The following is a 1,245-nucleotide window of genomic DNA, read 5'->3' as shown; positions in this document are numbered from 1 at the left end:
ATTGTATATTTGTACTTAGTTAATTAAATTTGAATAGTAAAGACATCAGAGTATGGAATAAGTCCGATCTCTCATTGGTCTTCTAAACCGGGAATTATGTTCTGACCCCATACTCTTTACATCAGAATCCGGATAGTTCGTAAGGTGTTTGAGCCCGCATTCGCAATGAAGGACCAAGATGTAAGCGATGTCGTTAGAACCAAAAAACGAACGGCCATGAGGTACATTGGAATCGACGTGAGCAAGGCTACATTCGTGGTAGCTTACTCCTCCGACAAAGGCGGGGAGATCCGTACTTTTAACAACACGACCGCTGGTATCAGACAGTTTATCGGGACTCTCCCCAAAGATGGCAGTATCCACTGTGTTATGGAGGCGACAGGGAACTACAGTGCCTTGCTGCTGTATATGCTCAATGTCGCCGGAATTACTGTCAGCATGGAGAATCCGCTGAAGGTAAAGAACTTCGCCAAAGCCATGCTCTCTACGATCAAGACCGATAAGAGCGATGCACGACTCATTACCTTGTACGGAGAGAAGATGAACCCGCGTCCTTTCAAGGTCCAGGGAGAGGCCATCCTGCGGCTCCGACAGAAAAGAACCGTCATTCGCCAACTTACTAAGCAGATTACCGCCATGTCGAACCTTCGTGGCTCTCTCGCATGTCTGCCTGTCCCGGACAAAGGTGCAACTCATACCGTAGACGAAACGATCAAGTTCCTTGAAAAGAAGCGTGACAGGCTTCAGTCGGAACTCACGGATCTTGTCGAAGTCGAGTTCAGCCGGCAACTCGCACTCCTGACAACCATCAAAGGTATAGGCATAACGCTCGCCACGGCGCTCATCATCACTACCGGAGGATTCACTTACTTCCAGAATGCCAAGCAGGTGTCCCGCTATCTCGGTATCTGTCCCACTTACGAACAATCCGGAACTTCGGTAAACATCAAAGGGCATATCAACCGAAACGGAGACGCATACACCAGAGGACTTCTCTATATCGCCGCTTGGCCTGCCAGTAGGTTCAATGCCCAATGCAAAGAGACTTATACGAGGCTCAGGCAAAACGGAAAGTCGGGAAAACTCGCTATGATCGCTGTCGCAAATAAACTCGTCAGGCAGGCTTTTGCTGTTGTTGCGCACGATAAAGAATATGTCGACGGATTCGTCTCCAACAGACCTTAGCAGGAACCATTCTCCGATATTATTACTCTTTTTCCGCATTTTTTAATATAGTTCGTAATT

The 1,245-nt window shown here is 47.7% G+C and carries 1 protein-coding gene; it reads left to right on the top strand.

What is annotated here, in order from left to right:
• Window positions 1-216 precede the first annotated feature (216 nt).
• Entirely contained in the window at window positions 217-1,185 is a 969-nt protein-coding gene (locus HMPREF9720_RS07205; protein ID WP_009597560.1) for an IS110 family transposase, read from the top strand.
• Window positions 1,186-1,245: the final 60 nt, after the last annotated feature.

This window comes from Alistipes sp. HGB5 (assembly GCF_000183485.2).
Taxonomy (GTDB): domain Bacteria; phylum Bacteroidota; class Bacteroidia; order Bacteroidales; family Rikenellaceae; genus Alistipes; species Alistipes finegoldii.
Note: the sequence above shows the minus strand (reverse complement) of the source record. Positions and strands in the feature narration are given on the sequence as shown.